This is a genomic window from Pelagibacterium nitratireducens (assembly GCF_037044555.1).
In the GTDB taxonomy this organism is placed as follows: Bacteria; Pseudomonadota; Alphaproteobacteria; order Rhizobiales; family Devosiaceae; genus Pelagibacterium; species Pelagibacterium nitratireducens.
In genome coordinates, this window is sequence record NZ_CP146276.1 from 125208 (window position 1) to 147588 (window position 22381).

Below are 22381 nucleotides of genomic sequence, written 5' to 3' on the forward strand. Positions count from 1 at the left end.
TCATGTCTGGCGTCTCCAAGATCACGCGCGCCCTTTCCGTGGCGTTTGTCTCGCTCTCGCTCGCCGGCTGCATGACGACTGGTGGCGGCTATTTTTCCGCCGCATCCAGCACCGATGCCGCCAATCTGAATGCTTACGCCGCCAATGCAGTCGCCGGCGACATGGTAGCCCAACTGGCCGAACACGTTGGACCGGGAACGGGAACCATCGCGCTCAAATCCGATGGCTCGCCCATGTCGGCCGCTCTCGAGGAACATCTTCGTGGCTGGGGCTATGCGATCGATCCTTCCGCCTCGGGGCAGGGGGCAATCCCGCTGGCCTATACCGTCGATGCTTTCGAGGGCCAGGTTCTCACGCGTATCTCGACCCCCTCGGTTGAGCTGGCGCGTACCTACGCGATTACAGAGCTAGGTGCGCAACCGGCAAGCCCACTTTCGGTCATGCGCCGAACGACGACTTAAGGGAGGAACGCCGGTGAGTTCGATCGATCTCGATGGCGGCGGTGAAGACCAGCCAAAAATCCGCCGTCTCAACCGCCTTCCGGTGATCGCCTTCATCATCATTGTCGTCGTCTTTATCGGCGTCGTGTTTTGGGGCTTGTCGCAACGGGGCATAGGAAATCGAAGCGGCGGCATGGACGGCTCCCCCGGTCAGCCCGCCTCGGACCTTGCCGATGAACTGACGCGCGGCGTGCCGCCCGGCATTATCGGGGAACCAGCTCGGCCGACGCCGCCAGTTGCGGCACCACAGGTCGATGAAGATGGCCAGCCGGTCACTACCAATCCGTTCCAGCCGCAACCTACGTCGCCGGCTCGGTCCCAGGTGCAGCAGATTCAAACGCAGCAGCAGCCGCAAGAAACGGAAGCGGAATGGCGGATGCGTCTCCAGCGTGAGTTTGAGGAAGCGCGTTTGCGGGAACAGCATCGGCAGGACCTGGCCGCGCTACAGGCGCGACCAACGGCCGCCAACAGCCCCATGTCGATCAACCTGGCCAATATCGAGGGTGTCGAAGGGCAGGGTGGTCAACAGGCCGGAACCGCTTCGGGCGGCACAGGTCAACTTGACGGCGGGGGTGGCGCTTCGGGCGTGCAGGATCTTTACGCAGCCGCGATGCAGGCAGGGCTTGGTGGAGTGGGAGCGGGGCGTACCGATCCCAACAACCAGGCGGGCAAGGAATCGTTCTTCAATCAGGAGATCAATGACCTCGGATACCTGCCCAATATGGTCGTTCCGCAGCTCTCGCCCTATGAGCTCAAACGCGGATCGGTGATCCCGGCGACGCTCATTACGGGCATCAACTCCGACCTTCCCGGCCGGATTACCGCCCAGGTGCGCCAGAACGTCTATGATAGCGCCACCGGTCATCGGCTCCTGATCCCGCAGGGCACGCGACTTGTCGGGCGCTATGATTCCAACGTCTCATTCGGTCAAAAACGCGTGCTGGTCATTTGGACCGACCTTGTTTTCCCGAACGGTTCGACCCTGCAAATCGGCGGAATGCCGGGACAGGATGCGCAGGGCTTTAGCGGCTTCACTGATCGGGTGGACAACCGCTATCTCGAAACCTTCGGCTCGGCGATCCTTGTGGCGCTGATCGGCACGGGGATCGATGCGGCTTTCCCGCAATCGAACACGTCGCCCTGGCAGCAAAACGAGAACAACATCGAGGACGCGGCACGGCGCAATTTTGCCGATACATTCGGCCGGATCGCAGACCAGACGATCACGCGCAATCTCGACGTGCAGCCGACCTTGGAAATCAGGCCCGGCTATCAGTTCAACGTCTTCGTTGAGCAGGACATCATTTTCCCCGGCGCGTTCAACTCGACCTGGGGCCGCTGATCGACAGCGGCTCCAACCGAATTACAGGAGTTCATTGTGAAGATATCGCGAGCTGCCATCCGACTGCCGTTTATCATGAGCGCAGCGCTCTTTTTGACCGGGTGCCTCGCCCCCGAAACGATCAATGCGGATATCACCACTGAAGGCTACGACTATACGCTACGGGTTGAGAGTACGGTGGCGGACCCTCGCGCCGTCATGGCGGCCGCCGAGGGACGCTTGACGGAGCAAGATGACGAAGGGGCACGGCGGATGGCGGCAAACGATGCCGACATGCCCGGTTTCGAGCGTTTCGAATATGTTGGCGAAGGCCGTTTCGAGTTGGTGGTCAACCACGCTGGAACACTGGAGGCGGATCGAGGCGTCGGCTTCCCCAACACGCGGGGCGGCCTGAGGAACGACAATTATTTGCGCCTCGAGCGATTGGACGACGGCACCATCGAAATCAGTTCGCCCGAGATCCCCGCGCAGAATCTCGCTCAACATGAGGAGCTTCCATTTGAGCCGGCCGGGACGGTCAGGATAACGCCGGCACCGACCGATCGCGTTCTGGACCACAACGCCGATCGCTCCCCGGCCATGCTCGATCGCGCCTACGTCTGGAACGTCGATTCCTGGGAGGATCGGATTTTCATCAAGATCGTACCACAGGGCCAATGAGCCGTGATCGAAAAACACCTTTTGGGGGTGCAGCGCATTAGCCGAAGCAAGTTTCCATCGCTCTATCAGGTGGTGGCCGACCATTGCGGCCAACCCCTCGTGATGGAACATGCCACCTACATGCCCAGGCAGCAGTTCCTGACAGCGCATGATGTTCTGATCTTTCCAACTGGTGTGAGCTGCCCTGCCTTGGCGACAAGGGGGCGACTCTGGCCTGCCGTCGAGGCGGCGGAGACACGATCGGGCCAATCTCGCAACGCAGTGGAAAGCGCCTATCCCCATGGAGCTGACCGGGCCAGCCGTGATCGCCATGGCAGCCGAGTTCGGCCAACATCTGGCCGATTACCTCGCTTCGATCGTGCATCTGGTGGTACTGCCTGCCGCGCCGACTCAACCGGCAATCATGCAAGCCCTCTGTACAACCCGGGAGGCGGGACCGGATGGCTTTGGGCTCAAGGACCGGTTCAATTTGAGCGTGGCGCAACGGCGTAAACGCGGCTTTCCGATACCCCCGCAGAGGGCAGGGGGCGTAAGCCCCCTCCTACCATATAGGAGTTTTCATGACTAAAAATGATATCCCAGCCTTTGTGGACGCCGTGATCGCAGCCGGGACCGATATTCGGTCGCCAGGCGAAGGCTTTTACGTGATCGGCGATGCTGACATGCCCGATCCTGAAGTGCGACAACGGCTTTACCACATCGATCGTCACCATGCCATTTCCGAGCGAGTCTAGCATTGGCCCTCCTTCCGGCTGTCACCAACCTAGATCAGTATGGGTAAAATCGACACCCTTGTAGGCGATTTTAATCCGATATGCTCTGGCGCAGGCATAGGCGAAACAATCGTCCATGTTGAGACTGGCCTTGTGATTGACGATCTTTCCGAATTCCTGGGCGGCATCGAGAGCCTTGATCGCCACGTCGGCGGTTATCATGGTGTCCTTGGCTTCTAGATCGAGAATGGATTGATCGACCATGGCGCGCGCTCGCACGAGCATGTCTTTAGTGGCCGGGTTGTCCTTGCCCGCCAGTCGCCGGGTGATCGACAAAGAGGCTTCCACCCTGACGACGGGGAAACATAAAGCTGCCGGTTGTCGGCAATGGCGGTTTTAAGCCGAGCCATCAGCTCGTCGGCGTCCGGCTCATTGGTCAAAATGGCGACGACGACCGACGCATCTACAAACAGCATCAGTCCTCGCTCCACATTTCATCGGTTTCAGCCTTGTGATCGCCCGGCTGAAACAGCCCGGCGTCTCGCGCCATGGCGAGGGACTTGGCCAGCCTTCCGCGGATGAGAAGATTGCGCCTATGCTTGGCAATCTCATGCTTGAGGGCAATTTTCACGGCCTCGACCTTGGACGTGTTAGTCAGCCCGATCAGCTCTTCGGCCAGTTTATCGACCTCGGGGTCTTTTATGTAGAGCGGCATGGGCGCATATCCTTTTTCGCATATTAAAATATGCTGGATTTCATATGTCTGCAACGGACTCCGCCCCGCAAGCCAACGCCAGCGAGGCGGGAGGGGAGCTTGAGTGAAGGGGCTTGGGCTCCCCTCATTCCTTGTGCGACAGGCCAGCCGATTGGCGTATTGCCTGCGCTACCGTATCCGGTGCATTCTCGATCACCTTCAACAGCAGCATGGCGGCCCGGTCGGGCTGACGCCGCTTTTGCTCCCAGTCCTTTATGGTTCCAGCGGGCAGGCCATAGCGCTTGGCGAAAGCTTCTGGCGCTTTCGGATTGCCGCCACATCGACGGTTTCAGGGATGAAAACGGCGGCAGGCTCTGCGCGCCTTTCCGCAATTGCCAGTGCTTCATGCGCGCTCTGGATAAGCTCTCTGCCAAAAGTCATGCTTTACCCTTTCTCTGTCTGTAGGCGTCGGCCAGGCTTGGGGAGGACACGAGCCAGTTCATTTCGTTCGACTTTGGAGAGATTGCCCTTCTCGTTCTTGCCGTAGATTGCGAGGGCGAACACTGGAATATCTCCGCCTGCGAAAAAGTGGATGGTGTGAAATCCACCGCTTTTTCCCTCTCTGTTACGGGCGTGTCGCATCTTTCGTGGACCGCCTGTACCGGCCATCAAAGCCCCGGATTCCGGATCGGCGGCGACAACCGCCATCCTCGGGGTCGAACAGATCGCGGCGGACGGTGCCGCCCTCGGCTCCAATGGCGTCCAGTCCGCCAATGAACTGCGCCCGCTTGTCGCTGGCCGGGACTTCCTCGCTCGCCAGCATCCTTTTGATGGTGTGATGATGGCGGTTATAGGGGCTTAGGCTCTGCCAAACGTCCACCTGTCGGGCATGGTCGTCGGTGATGGTGAAAGCGGTAAGCTGCTCAAAGCTGATTTCATTGGCCCTAAGTGTCGAGGTAAAACCGATCGATTTGCGTCTCGGTCGGGACGAGAGATTGATTGGGTCGGAACCCGGCCAACAGCGCTCCGGACGCTGTCCCGCGATTTCGCCCGAACAAGCTGATGCGGTGCGACATTCCGCGACATCGCGCATCCTGATCGGGCAGGCTTAGCTTCCCAGTCACATGATACTGATTTGACGAAGATCGACGTTTCAAAATAATGAAAAATGGCTGGCCAACGAGCTGCCGAAAGAAGACGTAGGCAACAGCGGAACTCCAGAAAAGGGACTCGAGAACTTTGGCGACATCGGGCGATTCAAAAGCGACGAACCACGCTGGCAGCTACGTGCCGGGCACCAGAATCGAACGCTGGCTCGATGAAAGACTTCCGATCCTCAGGTTCTCCAAGGAGCACCTGATGGATTTCCCCACTCCAAGGAATCTCAACTACTGGTGGACGTTCGGGGGTATTCTCGCTTTTATGCTGGTGGTGCAGATCGTGACGGGCGTCGTTCTTGTCATGCACTACACTCCGAACGTGGAACTCGCCTTCGCCTCGGTCGAGCAGATCCGACGTGACGTCAACTATGGGCGCATCATCCAGGGTACCCATGCAGTGGGCGCGTCTATGTTCTTCTTTGCCGCTTATGTCCATATTTTTCGCGGCCTCTATTACGGGTCCTATAAGGCGCCGCGCGAGATCATCTGGATGCTCGGGGTGATCCTGTTCATCCTGCTCATGGCTACGGCCTTCATGGGGTACGTGCTGCCCTGGGGCCAGATGAGCCTCTGGGGGGCGACGGTCATCACCGGCATCTTCTCTGCGATCCCGGTCGTGGGCGAGCCGATCCAGACGCTGCTTCTGGGCGGGTTCTCGGTCGCCAATCCGACCCTCAACCGCTTCTTCTCATTGCACTACCTGCTGCCATTTATCATCGCGGCGGTCGTCGTCCTGCACATCTGGGCGCTGCACGTTCCCGGCAACAACAACCCAACTGGGGTCGAGGTGAAGGAGAGCCGCGATGCGCTGCCCTTCCACCCTTACTATACGATGAAAGACCTGTTCGCGATCATCGTCTTCCTGATACCGTTCGCCTGGTTCGTGTTCTTTGCCCCCGACATCTTGGGGCATGCCGACAACTACATCCCGGCCAATCCGCAGGTTACTCCAGCTTACATCGTGCCCGAATGGTACCTTCTGCCCTTCTACACCATGCTGAGGGCCATAGATTTCAACGTCCTGTTCATCGATTCCAAGCTGGGCGGGGTCATCGTGATGTTCGGGTCGCTCCTGGTCCTGTTCGTCCTGCCGTGGCTCGACACATCCAAGGTGCGCTCGGGAACGTTCCGCCCGCTGTTCAAGCCGTTCTTCTGGCTGTTTGTCGTTAACTTCATCGCACTGGCTTATCTGGGCGCGCAGCCTGCCGAAGGGATCTATGTCCTCCTCGCCAAAGTGACGACGGCATACTATTTCGCCTACTTTCTCGTCATCTTGCCGATCTTGGGGCGTGTCGAAAAACCTGCGCCGTTACCGGCAAGTATATCGCAAAGCGTGTTGGGCGAGAGGGACAACGTCCCGAACGAACAAATTGCATAGGTTCGAGGCTGACGGGCGAGCTATGCGGCCACGTCCCGATGGCCGCGCTATTCCAGAGTTTCGCCAATGCCGAATAGTGAAATTTTATAAGATGTGATCCGATAGCTGGCGACATTTCCATTTCATTAACCATAGCGAACGACGCTGTTGGCCGGTTGATTCGGAGTGGTCCTTGTGAGCGGTCGTGCATCATCATACCAAACGCTCGCCTGTTGGGCGGTGCTTTGCGCGCTGCTTCTCACCAATGTGCTTACGCTCATAATCCTGCGCGACAATGAGAACCTTAAAGATTTCTGGACCGACCCAAATTCCTCGGTTCTGAGGGCCTATGAAGATCGCATCGCCGAATTGAGTATGAATGTTGACCGGCTTCGGTCCAGAGAAATCATCAACTCTGGAACAGCAACTCTCAGGGATCGGGAATTCATTGGACGCCAGGCACAGCTGGAAGATCAACTCTTGGTGTTAGAGATGCTCGCAAAGACGGCACTTCCTCCTGAATTGGTACAACGCCCCCAGCCGAATGAGGGTCCTGCTCGTCCGGTAACGGGTGGAGCAAGCGCTACTGGGCAATTCGACCTTCTCGAAGAGAACCTGAGAGTAATGGAAGAGGAGATCGGCGAGTCAATGATACTCCTCTCCGATGCGATGGATCGATCAGTCGAGACTATCGTTGCAGAGTTGCGGCGCGTCGGACATGAGCCGGCTATAAGCGAGTTGGCGCTAGGCGGTCCTTTTCTGGATGCTAGCGAGTTTCCATCAGGTTTCGATACTCCTGATATCACCAATATCCTCACTGCCATGGGGCGTTTGGAGGAAGCGCGTCGCGCTATGGACGAGGTACCGATTCACAAACCGATCGGAACTACCCGCATCAGCTCTGCCTTCGGTCTGCGCCAAGATCCTTTCACCGGCCAATCCGCGTTTCATTCTGGAATTGACTTTCCAGCTCCGACTGGCACGCCAATCCTGAGCGCCGGCGGCGGTGCTGTCACTTTCGTTGGTTGGAAGGGCGCCTATGGCAGGGTCGTCGAAATCACCCACGCCTCGGGTCTGATGTCGCGCTACCCCCATCTTTCGAGAGCGCTGGTTGAGCAAGGGGACGAGGTGGAAGCGGATATGGTGATCGCCCTAGTCGGCTCCACTGGTCGGTCTACCGGTCCCCATCTTCATTTTGAAATTCGTGATGGGAACAGCGCAATCGATCCTACGCCGTATTTGGCTGCTGGCAGGCGCCTTGAAGTATTCGATCCGTGGTTCACGACAGCTTCACGGTGATATGAAGCAACCCGAGCACAAATGTTCGCGTGACCTGAGCCCTCAAACTTCCTCCATTTTTTGGTAGAGTCCGCCCACTTTTGGAGACGGACAATGAAGCGCAGCAGGTTCACCGAGGAACAGATTATCGCGATGATCAAGGAGCAGGAGGCGGGGATGCCGACTGCGGAGGTCTGTCGCAAGCACGGCGTCAGCAGTGCCAGCTTTTACAAATACAAGGCGAAGTATGGCGGCATGGACGTCTCTGATGCTCGGAAGCTGAAGGCTCTGGAGGACGAGAATGCCAAACTCAAGAAGCTGTTGGCCGAGCAGATGCTGGACAATGCCATCTTGAAAGATGTCGCCGCAAAAAATGTATGACCCGCCCTGTCCGTGCAAGGTCGTTTCGACGGTGACGGTTCAGCCTGCGTAAATGTATCCGGCCTCTCGCGAGTGGACCACTGTTGTGGCCAGGCCATGATGAGATCCGCACGCATCGTTCCCAGATAAATGGTTCGGGCATGGCGCCCGCTTTTTTGCCCCGGGCTTACGGTGCGTCGATCAACTGTCTCGTTATCATCCCCACGAACCTCGCAGTCCGCGACGGCAGTTCCTAGCTGAAGGCCGGGTCCTGCCGATCGTAGGTTGAGCCCGACCGGGTCATGATCACCCAGGCGATACGGGCGATCTTGGCGGCCAGAGCCACGGTGACTTTGTTTTTGTGCATACGAGACTGAAGGCCATCGAGCCAATTGCCCAAGCGATCTCTGGTTCGATCGAGATGATTGACGCAGGATCGTGCGCCGTGAATGAGCATGCGACGCAGATATTTGTTTCCGCGCTTGCTGATGCCAAGCAGTGTGGTCTTGCCGCCGGTCGAATATTCTCTGGGCACCAGGCCCAACCAAGCTGCCATATCCCGCGCCTTCTTAAATTGCTTTGCAGAACCGGCCGATGCGAGAAGTGCTGTCGCGCCCAACGGCCCTATGCCGGGGATCGACATCAAACGGCGAGCCGTATCGCTACGCGCTGCGATCCCTTCAATCTCACGATTGAGGCCATCAATGCGACCCTCGAGTTCGGCGAGCTCGTCAAAGCTCATGGCTAGAATGCGCCGCATGGCTGGTGTCAGGTCGTTGCCCTCATCGGCGAGGATCTTGGGAAGATCGACCTTGAACTTGCCTGCGCCCTGATGGCTGGCGATGCCGTATTCGAGGCAGAAGGCACGCATCTGGTTTATCAGTCGGGTGCGATGGGCGATCATGCGATCACGAATCCTGTGCAGCGCCTGCAGATCGACCTGCTCAGTGGTTTTGATCTCGACAAAGCGCATTGTCGGTCGCGTGGCGGCTTCAGCGATCGCCGCTGCGTCGATAATGTCACTCTTGTTCGACTTCACATAAGGCTTCACGAACTGCGCGGGAATGATCCGAACGGTGTGCCCCAATGCAGAAATCTTCCGCGCCAGCCACTGGGATCCTGGGCACGCCTCCATCCTGCGGATTTCGAAAATACGGGACAGTGATTTCGCAAATTCCCGGACACCGGTTTCACTAATTCCCGGACAGTCTGGGCAGGGTTGATCTTCGTCCTGCGGTTAGGTGTTGTTGGCCATGGTTTCGGTGTTTGTTTCCGGGGTCAAGCCGGTGCGGTTTGTTTTTCGTCTCATGCTGTCTCCTTTGAGTTCGATGCGATGCGCATTGTGAATGATCCTGTCGAGGATGGCGTCGGCGATCGTGGGTTCTCCGATCATCTGATGCCATCCCGAGACCGGAAGCTGGGCGGTGATGATTGTGGATCTGCGCTGGTAGCGCTCTTCGAAGAGTTCGAGCAGATCAAGGCGCTGCTGATCGGTGAGGGTATGGGTGCCCCAGTCGTCGAGCACCAGGAGCTGGACGCGGGCGAGTTTGTCGACGAGACGCGGGAATCTACCATCGAGCCTGGCCATGCCCATATCCTCGAACAGGCGGGGCATGCGCACGTAGGATACCGAGTAGTCCAGTCGCGCAGCCTGATGCCCGAAGGCGCAGGCCAACCACGTTTTGCCGGTTCCGGTCAGTCCGGTGACGATGATCTGTTCATGAGCCTTGAGCCATCCGCCCTGGGCAAGCGAGAGGATCTGGCGCCGATCCAGTCCCCGGTTTGCCGAGAAGTCGACATCCTCTATGCACGCGTTGGGGAAGCGCATTTTTGCATTGCGCACCCGATTGGAGAACCGCTTGTCGGCCCTGTGGTTGGTCTCGCGATCGAGCATGAGGCCAAGCCATTCATTGCGATCGAGAGCCTGTCCAGAATCCTGTTCGGCCAGGGACTTCCAAGCCTCGACCATACCGGTCAGGCCCAGGGCCGTCATCTGCTCGAGAGTGGGATGTGTCAGCATATTACCTTCTTTCCTTGATGGTCACTGGTAGTAGCCGGGGCCGCGGATATTGTCGTGGCGCGGCGCCGGGGTCATCGGAGCTGGCGGTTCGGATGCCTTGTCCAGACCCGTGATGAGGATCGATTGCACCGAGGCGTAGCGGACGGTGTTATGGGTCAGGGCCCGCTCGCAGGCGGCCTCGAGCCTGTCGCGTCCAAAGCGTCGCTCGAGACCAAGCACACCAAGCGCAGATCGATATCCTTGTTCAGGGTGGGGTCTCTCCCGGATGACACGCTCGATGAGGGCGGCGACGTGGTAGCCGATACGAGCGCCACGAGACACCAGCATCTCGGGGGTCATGCCACCATGGCGCTGGTGAGACTTGGGCATGTGTTCCCTGACGGTGGAGTGCCCGCCACGCTGTCCGCGCCGATTGTGCACTGCGACGCGCTCGTGGTTGTAGAATATCTCGATCATGCGATGGGTCAGGCGGACATCGACCTGGCGACCGATCAGCCGGTGCGGCACGGAGTAAAAGCCGTGCAGCACCTCGATGTGATAGTCGGGATGCACCTTGGCGCGCTTCCATTCGGCATATTCGAAAGGTTGGTCGGGCAAGGCGCGCAATGCGGGGCGTTCGATCTGCTCATAAAGATCCCGGCGGGACTGACCAACCCGGCGCATGATCTTTGCATTGAGGGCAGTTACCAGCTCGGCAATGGCCGCATTCAGGGCCTGGATCGAGAAGAACTGCTGATTGCGCAGGCGCGCGAGAATCCAGCGCTCGACGATCAGCACCGCCCCTTCCACCTTGCCTTTGTCGCGCGGCTTGCGCGGTCGGGTGGGCAGAATGGTCGTGTCGTAATGGGTGGCAAGAGCCGAGAAGGTCTTGTTCAGCGAGGGCTCGAACCACAGCGGCCGGGCCACGGCTGCCTTGAGGTTGTCGCAGACCAGAGCCTTGGGTACGCCCTCAAAAAACTCCAGCGCCCGCACTTGGGCTTCGATCCAGTCGGGCAGACGCTGGGTCAAGCTGGCCCAGGCGAAGGTGTAGTTCGAAGCGCCCAGCACAGCGACAAAGATCTGGGCCTGGTGGGCGACACCGGTGGCCGGATCGATGACGGGGATAGTATGGCCGGCGTAATCGGTTTGCATGACCGCGCCCGCTTCGTGGCGATTGCGGAACCGGGGACTGGTTCGGTTCTCGAAGGCCCGGAACTGGGTGCAAAACCAGGTGTAGCCATACCCATCGGGGTGGGCAGCGCGATATTCCTCCCACAGCAGCACCAGCGTTACGCCCTTGCGCTTGAGTTCGGACGATATCTTGCGCCAGTCGGGCTCGGTCAAATCGCGGGGCGGGCGTCCCACCTTCTGGAAAAGGACTGTCTTTAGCGTTGTATCGTCATCGCGCCCACGTGGAAGGGGCCAGCAGTCAAGGCCAGCCTCCCGGGCACGAAACAGATAGGTCGCCACGGTCGTCTTGCTCAGCTTCAGACGCAGGGCAATCTCGCGGATCGACAAGCCCTGTTCATGCTTCAGTCGAAGGATCGTTCGTATGTCTTGCACGGTCATGCGCCTTGGTTGCTTGTGTCGCGGCATGTCCCCTCCCGGTCGGTGTTCAGACCGTGAAGATGCCGCAACGACGCAGGCTATGTGACCAACCTTATCCAGGCTCCCGGAACTGTCCGGGAATTACTGAAATCACTGTCCCGGAATTACCGAAATCAGTGTCCGCGATTTACTGAAATCGCTGTCCGGGAATTTGTGAAACCCGCATCCATCCCCACCAGAGTTGGTGAAGCGCGCTCAAAAAACTGAAGAAGTGTCTCACGCCGGAAGGTGACCTTCTGGATTGGCGCTCCGGTCGGGTCGAGCCCAACCACATGAAAAAGGTTTTTGCCGATATCGATTCCGAATACTGCGGCCGGTCGCGGCTTGTTGCGTATCGTCATCTGCTCCTCCTCTTGCTGACGATGCCCCATTCTGAGCGAGAGGACGGGGCGGGTCATCCCATTAATGGTAACGCCCGACGCGAAGCGGGATGCTGTGGCTCATGCCTGCAAAGCGCATGGTGTGAGCCAGCGGCGGGCGTGTGATGTGCTTGGGGTGGATCGGACGAGTGTCCGCTACCGAAGCATACGACCTGATGATCAACCTCTGAGGGACGCGATGAAGGCGGTAGCGGCTGAACGGCGTCGTTTTGGCTATCGGCGCATCCACGTCATGCTGCGGCGTCAGGGTATTGAGATGAATCTGAAGAAGCTCAGGCGGCTCTATCGTGAGGAGAAGCTTCAGGTCCGCAAGCGTGGCGGACGTAAGCGGGCTTTGGGCACCAGACGCCCCATAGGCGTGCCCAATGGTGCCAATGAACGTTGGAGCCTGGACTTTGTCAGCGATGCCTTCACCGATGGTCGCCGGTTCCGCGTTCTGGCCGTGGTCGACGACTACACGCGGGAATGCCTGGCCCTTGTGGCTGACACGTCGCTTTCAGGCCTGCGGGTTGCGCGAGAACTCGATGCTTTGATCATGAGGCGCGGCAGGCCGATGACAATCTCCGACAACGGCACCGAACTGACCTCGATGGCAATCCTGAAGTGGTGCCAGGACACCCGCGTCGACTGGCATTACATCGCCCCGGGAAAGCCCATGCAAAACGGCTTCGTGGAAAGCTTCAATGGCAGCTTCAGGGACGAGTGCCTCAACGAGACGCTGTTCTCATCCCTGGCCGAAGCCAGAGTCCAGATCACGCTTTGGAAGGAGGACTACAACCGACAAAGACCACACTCATCGCTGGGCAATATCACGCCCGAAGAGTTCGCCATGAAAATGGCACTGGTAAAACAGGCCGCCTGAGGCCACAAATCAGCCCCAGGACTCTCCAATAGGCCGGAGGAAACACGGGGCTCAGGTCATCAAGCTCGCAGGCAGCCGTGCCAGTTCCTCGACTCGGTAGCGTGTGAAGCTGCGATCGCAAGAAATCGGTAATGTCGAGCCAGTATGGTTAGCCGACACTTACCCAGGTGGCTTCTCATGCCCTTCGCAGTCTCATATGTCAGTCGCACAATTATCGCATTTTTCGCCATCTTGGCGCTGGCAGCATGTAGTCAGTATGCGGGCGACAATCGCCACAACGTACCGCTGCCCCGAGAGCTCCTCCAACGGATGGCCGAAATCAATTCATCACCAACTGAGCCGATGATGATCCGCCTCTATAAAGAGACCGCGACGCTCGAGGTTTGGAAACGAACCAGCGATGGCACCTACAGACTCTTAAAGACATATGATATTTGCAAGTGGTCGGGGGCATTGGGGCCAAAATTCCGTGAAGGCGATCAGCAATCACCGGAGGGCTTTTACGACGTAACGCCCAACCTAATGAACCCGAATTCCTCCTATTGGCTATCATTCAACGTCGGTTTTCCGAACAAATTCGATCAGGCTTGGGAGCGCACCGGTACAAATTTGATGATTCACGGGGACTGCTTGTCTGTGGGCTGCTACGCCATGACAGATGATGGCATCAAAGAGATCTTCGCGCTTGCCCGAGAAACATTCAGAGGCGGCAATCGATCGTTCCAACTACAGTTGCTGCCCTTCCCAATGACGGAAGCCAACATCCAAGCGAACGTGTCGAGCCCTCACGCCGAATTTTGGCGCAATCTCAAGGAAGGCACGGACATCTTCGACAGCACGAAAATCCCGCCGACGTGGGATGTCTGCCAGAGGCGATATATCTTCAACGCGAATGATCCTCGAACCGGCCCCTTGGATCCCTTCGGGCCTTGCCCGGTTTTGTAATCATCAAAAAGGGACCAATCTGATTTGCCCTTGCTTCTATAGCGACTAGAGAATGCACAATACTGCGATTAATATTGGGGAGTTGGGCCGATGAATGGGATCCTTGTCGCATATTTTCCGGCGCAATATAGAAAAGATCACATCACAAACAGCCTCGCCGACATATGGGTCAGGCTGCGGGCCAACTTGTCCTTCTATCGGGATGAACCTCCGTTGGCCTTGCAGGCACCCGATGTCAGGTAAGCCGCCCCTAGGTTTGCGTCTATTTCATTTGCTCCTTTGGAGCTCTTTCGCCGTCGCCATTATATGGTATGTGGCCGCCCCTCTTGTAGTCCGTCTTTTAACGTAGTTGCCGGGATCCGAGTGTGGGGACATGGCCGCCAGAGAGCAGCAGTTGGTTCCTCACCGCTGTCGGTGACCTGCCCAATTCTCACGGAGGTGGCTTCGCCTTGACCCTCCCGGATCTCTTTATCCTATACGTGCAAAAACCGCAAAGCGCTCGAGAAGCCAAAATCAAATGCGGACATTTGGCCGGTGATCATCGCCGGGCCAGATTTATGCTGCCGCGAAACGTCGCCCAGGCCACACGTTCGAGTCCCCGCCGCAGGTAAAAGGCTTGATTTTGGCCGCAGCTTCACAGACGGCTTTTTCGCCTTTCTCAGTATCCTCACAACAGACTGTTTGCCCCACTCAACCCAACCATGCCATACTTAGATGCAAATGATTAGCAATTGCAGAAAGTGTTTGCTGTGGATGAACTGCCCCCTTCCTCAACAAAAGCTTGGCGTACCGAAGGTGGCGATCCGTCACTTGTCGATGTATACCGAAGCGTACCGGTGTCGGATAAACATTCGGCATGGCGCCGCGCGGCAGCGTTTTTTGGGCCAGGCTATCTCGTGGCTGTCGGATATATGGATCCTGGCAATTGGGCGACTTCGCTGGCGGGCGGTTCGCGCTTTGGCTACACGCTTCTCGTGGTAGCGCTGGTTTCCAACATAATGGCGATCATCCTGCAATCTCTCTGCGCTCGACTGGCAATTGGCTCGGGGCGCGATCTCGCCCGGGCCTGTCGTGATGCCTTTCCCCGCGCGGTGGGATTCGTACTGTGGTTGATGGCAGAAGTCGCCATCATCGCCACCGATATCGCGGAAGTTATCGGTACGGCAACCGGGCTCAATCTGCTGTTCGGAATCCCGCTCGAGCTTGGCGTGGTGGTTACCGCGCTCGATGTCTTTCTCATCCTTTATCTGCAGAAATTGGGCTTCCGGTGGGTCGAGGCTTTCGTCATCGCATTGCTTGCGGTTATCGCGGCATGTTTCATGATTCAGATTGGATTAGCCGATCCTAATTGGGGGGAACTGATCCGGGGCTTTGCACCGACAACCGAGATCCTTACGAATCCGGAAATGCTTTATTTGGCGCTCGGCATTCTCGGCGCCACGGTGATGCCGCACAATCTCTACCTGCACTCGGCCATCGTGCAGACGCGGGCCTATGGCGAAAGCCCCTTCGAAAAGCGTGAGGCCCTAAAGTTTGCCACTATCGATTCAACCGTGGCGCTGATGTTTGCGCTGTTGGTCAATGCTGCGATCCTGATTTTAGCCGCCGCCACATTTCATACGACAGGGCAGATTGAAATCGCCGGAATCGGTGAAGCCCATGCGCTGCTTGCTCCCATGCTGGGCGCTGCCGTCGCGCCGACGCTGTTTGCCGTGGCGCTGCTATGTTCGGGCATCAACTCGACGGTGACCGCAACACTAGCCGGTCAGATCGTCATGGAGGGCTTTCTACGCATCAGAGTTGCACCATGGCTGCGCCGGCTCATCACGAGATTGATTGCGATTCTTCCCGCAGCTCTTGTGACTATTTGGTACGGCGAAAGCGGTACTGCGCATTTGTTGATCCTAAGCCAGGTGGTTCTGAGCCTGCAGCTGTCTTTCGCGGTGGTGCCCCTTGTAATGTTCACCGCTGATCGGACCAAGATGGGAGAAATGGTAGCACCCGTCTGGCTAATTATGGTTTCCGGCCTCATCGCAATCGTTATCGCTGGGCTTAATATGAAGCTGCTCTGGGATTTTGCCATTAGGGGATAAGCGCCAGACTTGCATACTTCTAATTGATACTCGTGTCATCAGGACCAAAGCGAAATTTGACTAGCAGCTCTGATACGGTAATAGGCGAATTGGGAAACGATATTTTCTAGGCCGGAGGTTGGTTGAACAATTTCATTTATGCCGCCACCTCGCGGAGCGTTAGTTTTGTTCCCTGATTGAAGTGGGCCGGTGCATGAGGGTGGAAGCACGAATTCAAACGGAAACGCTGGCAGATCGATTAGCCATTCCGTAGTTGTTCTAGGATTCTAGCTTCGTCGGCGGAAAGGTCCGGGGAGGCGGTCCGGGCATTTCGGCTCCGAACCGCAAAAATACCCAGCATGATTAGACTTGCTATCAGAATGACTGGGGTTGCCACCCAAAGAAAAATCGTATGGCCAGCGAAGACAGGATTGAGCAGCACGAATTCACCATAACGCGCAACGACGAAATCATAAACCTCGCTGTCGGTATCGCCCGAGACCAGGCGCTCACGCACAATCAGCCGCAGATCGCGAGCGAGGGGCGCGTCAGATTCATCGATCGACTGGTTCTGGCATACCAGACATCGTAAATTGCTCGAAATGGCGCGCGCACGCTGTTCGAGAACCGGGTTGCTCAAAACTTCGTCGGGTTGAACGGCCAGGATGCTTAGCGGGGCCAGAAGCGTTCCAACGATCGCAAGGATAATGATCAGTTTCTTCACCGGCCCACTCCTGCTGGCTTAGCATTGCCTTTCGCCCTTGCGGGAACTCCAAAACGGAGTCTTCGATCGGTGAGCGAGAGAAAGCCTGCGCATGCCATCACAAGGGCCCCCAACCAGATCAGCAACACGAAGGGCTTATGCCAAAGGCGAACGACGCGGCCATCTGAACCGCTTTGTTCGCCAAGCTGCACGTAAATCTGGCTGAACCCGTATGTCCGGATACCTGCCTCTGTGGTGGGCGTGCCACTTACTGGATACACCCGGCGCTCGGAGGTGACCGAACGCTCGCCACCCCAAGGCGACGCGATGACGAAGGAGCCGCGCTCGGCGGAAAAATTGGCGCCGGCAACCTCCGCCTCCCCTTCATAGGTCACGGTATAGCCGGCGATCGGCATACTCTCGCCAGCCCGCATTGACGTGACGATCTCAGTCTGGAAAGCCGTGGCGCAGACAATCCCTATAGCCGCCACTCCGACACCAAAATGGGCAATTGACGTCGACCACGCCGTCCGCGGCAGCCCCTTGAACCGGGCCCAGCTCTGTCTTGGAGTAACCCGTCCGACTGCCGCGCGGTCGGCAAGTTCAGCCAGCGCGCCGGCCATCACCCAGATACCGATGGCCAATCCGATCGGCGCGAGGGTTGTGGGGAAGCCCAGAAAGCCGAAGATTAGCAAGCTCAGCGTCAACGTGACCACGATTACGCCCATCAATCTCTGTCCCACAGCAACGATGTCTCCACGCTTCCAAGCAAGGAATGGCCCGAGCGGGATCAGCAGAAGCAAAGGCACCATGAGCGCGCCAAACGTCAGGTCGAAGAATGGCGCACCGACCGTGATGCGAGCGCCGGTCAGGGATTCCAGAACAAGCGGATAAAGCGTGCCAATCAGAACGCCTGTCGTAGCCGCGGCAAGGAAGACATTGTTGAGAATGAGCGCACCTTCCCTGCTGATGGGGGCAAAGAGCCCTCCATGGCGCAGTGAGGAAGCGCGTAGGGCAAAGAGCGTGAAGGCCCCCCCGATAAAGGCCGCGAGCATCGCAAGAATGACCGTTCCGCGTGTCGGATCCGAGGCGAAGGCATGAACCGAGGTTAAAATGCCCGAGCGCACAAGGAAGGTGCCCAGCAGGCTCAATGAAAATGTGACGATCGCCAGAAAGATGGTCCAGATCTTGAGTGCATTGCGCTTTTCCATCACAGTTGCTGAATGCAAGAGCGCGGTGCCGGCCAGCCAGGGCATAAAGCTCGCGTTTTCGACCGGGTCCCAGAACCACCAGCCGCCCCAGCCCAGCTCATAGTAGGCCCAATACGAGCCCATGGCGATGCCAAGGGTCAGAAAGGACCAACTTGCCAATGTCCAGGGCCGCACCCAGCGCGCCCAGGCGGCGTCGATCCTCCCTGAGATCAGGGCGGCGATGGCAAAGGAAAAGCAGATCGAAAAGCCAACGTATCCGAGATACAGTAACGGGGGATGGATGGCGAGGCCAATATCCTGAAGAATCGGATTTAGCTCTGCGCCGTCGGCGGGGGCTGGATCGAGTCGCCAAAAGGGATTAGAGGTAAAGATAACGAAGGCGGAGAATGCCGCCACCATAAGACCCTGGTTAGCCAGGACCAGGGTTTTGAGTTCGCCTGGGAGATTGCGTCCGAACGCTGCGACCGCCGCCCCGAATACGGTAAGTGTCAGAACGAACAGGAGCATTGATCCTTCGTGATTCCCCCAAGTGCTGGTGAATTTGTAAAGCAGCGGCTGTAGGGAATTGGAATGCTGTACCGCTAGCCGCAAGGAAAAGTCATCGGTCATAAATGCATGCGCCAGCGCGGCGAATGAAAATCCGACAAGCCCGAACTGCACAATGGCAGCCTGCTTCACGAAGTGTTCCGTCATTTCGTTGCCGCGCCAGAATGCAAAACCGATCCCAGCTTGGGTGGCCGCAATTACGAAGGCGAGAATGAGCGCTAAGTGCCCCAGTTCAATCGTCATTTTTCATCCCTCCCAGTGCTAAATCGTGCTTTGATCGAAGCAGGCCCCACACGGTGAAACAAAATGCTGGAAGTGCCTTTGGGGATTACCGTCATCTCTGATCTACCAATCCCATTTCCCGCCCAAAATCTTCAAGAAGGGCGCGGTCCTGACCGAAAAGGGCATTCAGACCGCGCTCAAGGTCGGCTCTGGCTGCATCCGGGCCATCAAGCTGCCTTCGGGAACGCACCAACTGAATCCATCCGGCGGCAGTGCCATTGCCGCTATCGAGCCGTGCTGCCAATCCGTCGACCATGCCGCGCACAGTATCATTAATTTGGTCGTCCTGCTGCATATCGCCTCCTCTGCCCGCCTGCGCAGCCGCCAAACCCGAACGTGCCGTCTCGACCCAGGCTTCCTCCCCGGTTGCGATGGCCAGCAACTCTTCCCACAATGCGGCGGCATCCTCATAGTTTTCCATGCGCGTCAGTTCCCCCGCCAGATAAAAGCGGGAGCGAACGTGCAGCGGATCAGATGCTATGGCGTTGTCGAGAAGCCTCAGGGTCTCCTCATCGAACGCTCCGTCATTGGCGAGGATAAGCGCCTCTGCGAGGTCGGTCTGCCGGTCGGCCGTCGGCGGTTCGAGGGCGAGAACACGGCGCAAGGCGGCTACGGCGTCAATAAAGCGGCCCTGTTCGATGTAAATGGGCGCGAGCAGTATCCACCCCCGCACATCGCCAGGGTCTTGCTCCATCCTCTCTTCCACGGTCGCAATGGCCGCCTCGATGTCCATAGCTGCAGCTTGGTTGGCAGCCTCACGGCTTGCCTGAGGCTCACTTAGCAGATCGGCCCGGCCGATCCAAACATAAAGACCCAGCGCAACAAGCGCGATGGCGGGCAGGGTGGACCACATAAACACCCTGGCGCTTCTGCCGCTGCCGCTGGCACTATACTCCCGTTCCTGGTGGAGCACTTCGCGCGCCAGTTCCGCACGAGCTGCGGTTGCTTCACCGGCGGAGATCTTTCCAGCCTCGTGATCCCGGTCGATCCAATCGAGCCGGTCGCGAAAGAATGCACGCATCAAATCTGATGCCGTCCCTTCTTGCGAAGAAAGAGGGCTGTTTCTCAGGCTTTGAGCCAAAGCCGCGATGCTGCCGAGAACGACCAGTAGTGCAATCATCCAAAACAAATTCGTGTTCACCTCTGCGTCTGGGGTCGATCTTGGTTCTCTTGGGGACTTTCGAAACCAACGGCAAAATGTCGTTCCGCAGAACGTCTTCAGTCAGCAGCCTTTATTTGTAGATAATGACCCCATCTGCATCGACTAAAAAGGTTACAAGGGTGATTTCTCCAGTCATATCTTCGCTGGATAAGCCCAGATCGCCCTGCGACAGGCGGAAGTGAGAAATTTAGAACGGCCGTCCTATCAAGGGTGACGGCAAGGCATTCCAGGTCCCGTGTAAGACCCTAGCCGAACAAAAGTACGAGCACCACAACGAATGCCAATGGAATAAAAAGGTATAGCAACCTATTGCGCCAGGCGGCGGTCATTCTCGTCCCTTTCGAGACTTCCGAAGTTTCGGGCATTGTTTGCGATCCACAAAAGCTCCAGTGAGCGTACGCTGCCAGCATGCTGCTTCCTAAAGCCGCTATAGAATCAAGCTGATTTTGAGATCGTTTTGTCGCATCACCGTACTTTTTGTCGTGAAAGGCTCGATTGTCACGCTCGGTAGGGCCTAACAGGCTCAAGATTGCGATAAATCATGGCCGTTGGTGATGATGGCAAGCGCTTTTCGCCAACGGTGGCGGCAAACTGACGCATTGGCCCTGTCGTAGAATATGTAGTAAGCATCCGTTGAGAACCGCGGAGCTTTCAGGATCCGGCTGATTGGTGTTCTTCGATGAGATTTCGGAGGCACTCGATCCCATCTTCAGTAAAGGCGATCGTGCCACCGTCATCGGCGGGACTATAGACCCAGATCACGCCGTCTTCCGTTTCCATTTCGATGGCGATGTCGAAGATGCGGTCGACCGTCTCGCCGAGCTCGGCAGCGACGCGGTCGATGGTTTTGACGGCATGAACCTTATTGCGCTGCACGATCAGGCGGCCTGACGCGTGGCCTGCGGCACCCAGTTCCAGGGAAGCAGTTCTCCCAGCCGGTTCTGCGGCATGTCGGCAATGCGGGCGAGCACGTCGGCGAGCCAGGCCTGGGGATCGATATCGTTGAGCTTGGCCGAGACAATGAGGGTGTACATGAACGCGGCCCGGCGGGCACCGCGGTCCGAACCAGCGAACAGCCACGCTTTTCTGCCAAGGGCAATTCCGCGCAGCGCCCGCTCGGCTGCGTTGTTCGAGAGGCATATGCGGCCATCCTCAAGGAATGCGGCAAAGCCTGTCCAGCGCGCGAGCATATAGTTCATGGCCTTGGCCACCGGAGCGTGACGCGAGAGCTTTTCGCGCTCGGTCATCATATAGGCATGCAGCTCCTCAACCAGTGGCGCGCAAAGCCGCTGCCGCTCGGCAAGACGCTGATCAGGCGGCAGGCCATAAAGATCGCGTTCGATGGCAAAGATCTCGTCGATCCTGCGCACCGCCTCGAGCGCAACCGGAGAGATGGCGCCGCCCTTGCCGTTCTTTTTTCGGACCCTTTCGATATCGGCAAGCTCGAACAAGGGTCGTCGTCCGTGAGCCCAGCAAAAGGCCGGCTGGATAGGCTCACTGCGACGCTCGGGATCGAACAGGCCGTTGTAGCCGGCGAAGGCGTCCACCTGAAGGATGCCGGAATAGTCGACAAGATGGCTCCTTGGATGCTCGCCCCTACGATCGGGTGAAGCAAAGAACAGAGCTGCCGGACCATCGATACCGCCGAAGGGGCGGTTATCACGTACGTAAGTCCACACCCGACCCGTTCTGGTCTGACCCTTGGCCAGGATCGGCACGGTGGTGTCGTCCCCGTGCAATCGATCGGCAGCCATCACGTGATCGGCGATCAGATCATGGAGCGGCTTGAGCGCAACCGTTGCGGCGCCAACCTGATCGGCCAGCGTCGAGAGACTGACGGGCACGCCCTCTCTGGCAAAGCGCTCGGACTGGCGGTTGAGCGGCTGATGCTGACCGAACTTTTCAAACAGGATCGTCGCCAGAAGATTGGGTCCGGCAAAGCCACGCGGGGTGGGATGGAATGGTGCCGGTGGTTGACTGATCTTCTCACAATCCCGGCAACTGAACTTCTCCCGCACCGTCTGGACCACCTTCCATTGACGCGGGATCACCTCAAGCGTTTCGGTCACGTCCTCGCCCAGCTTGACCAGGTGATCGGACCCGCAGCATTCACAGGCTTGCGGCGCTGGCACCACGACGCGCTCGCGCGGCAGGTGATCGGGAAAGGCGCGCCGTTGCGCCCGCTTGCGGGTAAAGGCTCTGACCGGTGCAGCCTTGGCTGCGGCCATTTCGGCGGCAAGCTCGTCTTCGGTGGCCGCCGCTTCAAGATCCTCGAGTTCGAACTCGAGCTGGTCGAGCAGCTTGGCCTTCCTCTCGGAGCGCTGTCCATAAAGACTGCGCTTGAGCTTTTCGATTTCGAGCTTGAGGCGGGCGATCTCGGCGTCGCCATCGGTCTTTTCTGCAACAACCCGCGCCGCTTCGGCTTCCGCCAGATCGGCACGCTGTTCGGCTGCGGCAAGTGCAGCGCGAAGGGCAGCAATCTCGGCGTTTCCGGCAGGTTCGACCATGCCGTGACCTTACCAGAATGTGGTCCCACCCACGAGCCGA

General features: G+C 58.1%; 19 protein-coding genes and 3 pseudogenes. 11 read left to right on the plus strand and 11 right to left on the minus strand.

From position 1 onward, the window contains the following. The first annotated feature begins 2 nt into the window (after positions 1-2). The 4 genes from trbH (at position 3) to V6617_RS18820 (ending at position 3236) form a co-directional block, all read left to right on the plus strand. The gene (trbH, locus tag V6617_RS18805) at positions 3-461 is read left to right on the plus strand and encodes a conjugal transfer protein TrbH (protein WP_338610899.1); all 459 of its coding nucleotides are present in this window, start codon (positions 3-5) and stop codon (positions 459-461) included. 13 nt (positions 462-474) lie between these two features. After that, on the plus strand, positions 475-1842 hold the full coding sequence (gene trbI, locus V6617_RS18810; RefSeq protein WP_338610900.1) for an IncP-type conjugal transfer protein TrbI: 1368 nt from the start codon (positions 475-477) through the stop codon (positions 1840-1842). A gap of 36 nt (positions 1843-1878) precedes the next feature. Then, positions 1879-2502, plus strand: a complete 624-nt coding sequence (locus V6617_RS18815; RefSeq protein WP_338610902.1) for a hypothetical protein — start codon at positions 1879-1881, stop codon at positions 2500-2502. A gap of 560 nt (positions 2503-3062) precedes the next feature. Beyond that, positions 3063-3236 carry a hypothetical protein gene (locus V6617_RS18820; RefSeq protein ID WP_338610904.1) on the plus strand — a complete coding sequence of 58 codons (174 nt, stop codon included), beginning with the start codon at positions 3063-3065 and terminating at the stop codon, positions 3234-3236. 21 nt (positions 3237-3257) lie between these two features. On the opposite strand, the gene V6617_RS18825 is transcribed toward V6617_RS18820, so the two are convergent. The 3 genes from V6617_RS18825 to V6617_RS18835 form a co-directional block, all read right to left on the minus strand. Then, entirely contained in the window at positions 3258-3551 is a 294-nt protein-coding gene (locus V6617_RS18825; protein WP_338610906.1) for a hypothetical protein, read from the minus strand. A 139-nt stretch (positions 3552-3690) separates the two neighbouring features. Next, entirely contained in the window at positions 3691-3930 is a 240-nt protein-coding gene (locus V6617_RS18830; protein ID WP_338610907.1) for a type II toxin-antitoxin system VapB family antitoxin, read from the minus strand. A 604-nt stretch (positions 3931-4534) separates the two neighbouring features. Beyond that, complete coding sequence (locus tag V6617_RS18835; RefSeq protein WP_338610909.1) at positions 4535-5002, minus strand: hypothetical protein; 468 nt, start codon at positions 5000-5002, stop codon at positions 4535-4537. 146 nt (positions 5003-5148) lie between these two features. Here V6617_RS18835 and V6617_RS18840 point away from each other — a divergent pair, with 146 nt between their 5' ends. The 3 genes and pseudogenes from V6617_RS18840 to V6617_RS18850 form a co-directional block, all read left to right on the plus strand. Next, positions 5149-6447 carry a cytochrome b gene (locus V6617_RS18840; RefSeq protein WP_422394842.1) on the plus strand — a complete coding sequence of 433 codons (1299 nt, stop codon included), beginning with the start codon at positions 5149-5151 and terminating at the stop codon, positions 6445-6447. Positions 6448-6621: 174 nt separating this feature from the next. Further along, positions 6622-7725 carry a M23 family metallopeptidase gene (locus V6617_RS18845; RefSeq protein ID WP_338610911.1) on the plus strand — a complete coding sequence of 368 codons (1104 nt, stop codon included), beginning with the start codon at positions 6622-6624 and terminating at the stop codon, positions 7723-7725. Between the two features lie 93 nt (positions 7726-7818). Next, a pseudogene (locus V6617_RS18850) lies at positions 7819-8082 on the plus strand (transposase); the annotation flags it as partial. Between the two features lie 235 nt (positions 8083-8317). Here V6617_RS18850 and V6617_RS18855 read toward each other — a convergent pair. The 4 genes and pseudogenes from V6617_RS18855 to V6617_RS18870 all read right to left on the minus strand — a co-directional run. After that, positions 8318-9262, minus strand: coding sequence for an IS110 family transposase (locus V6617_RS18855; RefSeq protein ID WP_422394845.1), 945 nt, complete (start codon positions 9260-9262; stop codon positions 8318-8320). A 39-nt stretch (positions 9263-9301) separates the two neighbouring features. Next, on the minus strand, positions 9302-10084 hold the full coding sequence (gene istB / locus V6617_RS18860) for an IS21-like element helper ATPase IstB (protein ID WP_338608603.1): 783 nt from the start codon (positions 10082-10084) through the stop codon (positions 9302-9304). Positions 10085-10105: 21 nt separating this feature from the next. After that, positions 10106-11659, minus strand: a complete 1554-nt coding sequence (istA, locus tag V6617_RS18865; RefSeq protein ID WP_338608604.1) for an IS21 family transposase — start codon at positions 11657-11659, stop codon at positions 10106-10108. Between the two features lie 173 nt (positions 11660-11832). Continuing rightward, positions 11833-12012, minus strand: a pseudogene (locus tag V6617_RS18870) (IS110 family transposase); the annotation flags it as partial. Positions 12013-12076: 64 nt separating this feature from the next. Between V6617_RS18870 and V6617_RS18875 the strand changes: the two are divergent. The 3 genes and pseudogenes from V6617_RS18875 to V6617_RS18885 all read left to right on the plus strand — a co-directional run. Continuing rightward, a pseudogene (locus V6617_RS18875) lies at positions 12077-12913 on the plus strand (IS3 family transposase); the annotation flags it as partial. 177 nt (positions 12914-13090) lie between these two features. Continuing rightward, the gene (locus tag V6617_RS18880) at positions 13091-13858 is read left to right on the plus strand and encodes a murein L,D-transpeptidase family protein (protein WP_338610913.1); all 768 of its coding nucleotides are present in this window, start codon (positions 13091-13093) and stop codon (positions 13856-13858) included. A gap of 758 nt (positions 13859-14616) precedes the next feature. Next, entirely contained in the window at positions 14617-15951 is a 1335-nt protein-coding gene (locus V6617_RS18885; RefSeq protein WP_338611059.1) for an Nramp family divalent metal transporter, read from the plus strand. 238 nt (positions 15952-16189) lie between these two features. Here V6617_RS18885 and V6617_RS18890 read toward each other — a convergent pair whose 3' ends face one another. From V6617_RS18890 to ccmI, 3 genes are all read right to left on the minus strand, one after another. After that, on the minus strand, positions 16190-16654 hold the full coding sequence (locus V6617_RS18890) for a cytochrome c-type biogenesis protein (protein ID WP_422394843.1): 465 nt from the start codon (positions 16652-16654) through the stop codon (positions 16190-16192). Further along, positions 16651-18633: a heme lyase CcmF/NrfE family subunit gene (locus V6617_RS18895; RefSeq protein ID WP_338610915.1), complete on the minus strand. Its 1983-nt coding sequence runs from the start codon at positions 18631-18633 to the stop codon at positions 16651-16653. The genes V6617_RS18890 and V6617_RS18895 overlap by 4 nt, the downstream gene beginning before the upstream one ends. 91 nt (positions 18634-18724) lie before the next feature. Then, on the minus strand, positions 18725-19813 hold the full coding sequence (gene ccmI, locus V6617_RS18900; RefSeq protein WP_338610917.1) for a c-type cytochrome biogenesis protein CcmI: 1089 nt from the start codon (positions 19811-19813) through the stop codon (positions 18725-18727). A 687-nt stretch (positions 19814-20500) separates the two neighbouring features. Between ccmI and V6617_RS19045 the strand changes: the two genes are divergently transcribed. After that, positions 20501-20725 carry a hypothetical protein gene (locus tag V6617_RS19045; protein WP_338606832.1) on the plus strand — a complete coding sequence of 75 codons (225 nt, stop codon included), beginning with the start codon at positions 20501-20503 and terminating at the stop codon, positions 20723-20725. Here V6617_RS19045 and tnpC read toward each other — a convergent pair. Next, on the minus strand, positions 20713-22341 hold the full coding sequence (gene tnpC, locus V6617_RS18910) for an IS66 family transposase (protein ID WP_338606831.1): 1629 nt from the start codon (positions 22339-22341) through the stop codon (positions 20713-20715). The genes V6617_RS19045 and tnpC overlap by 13 nt on opposite strands. Positions 22342-22381 lie beyond the last annotated feature (40 nt).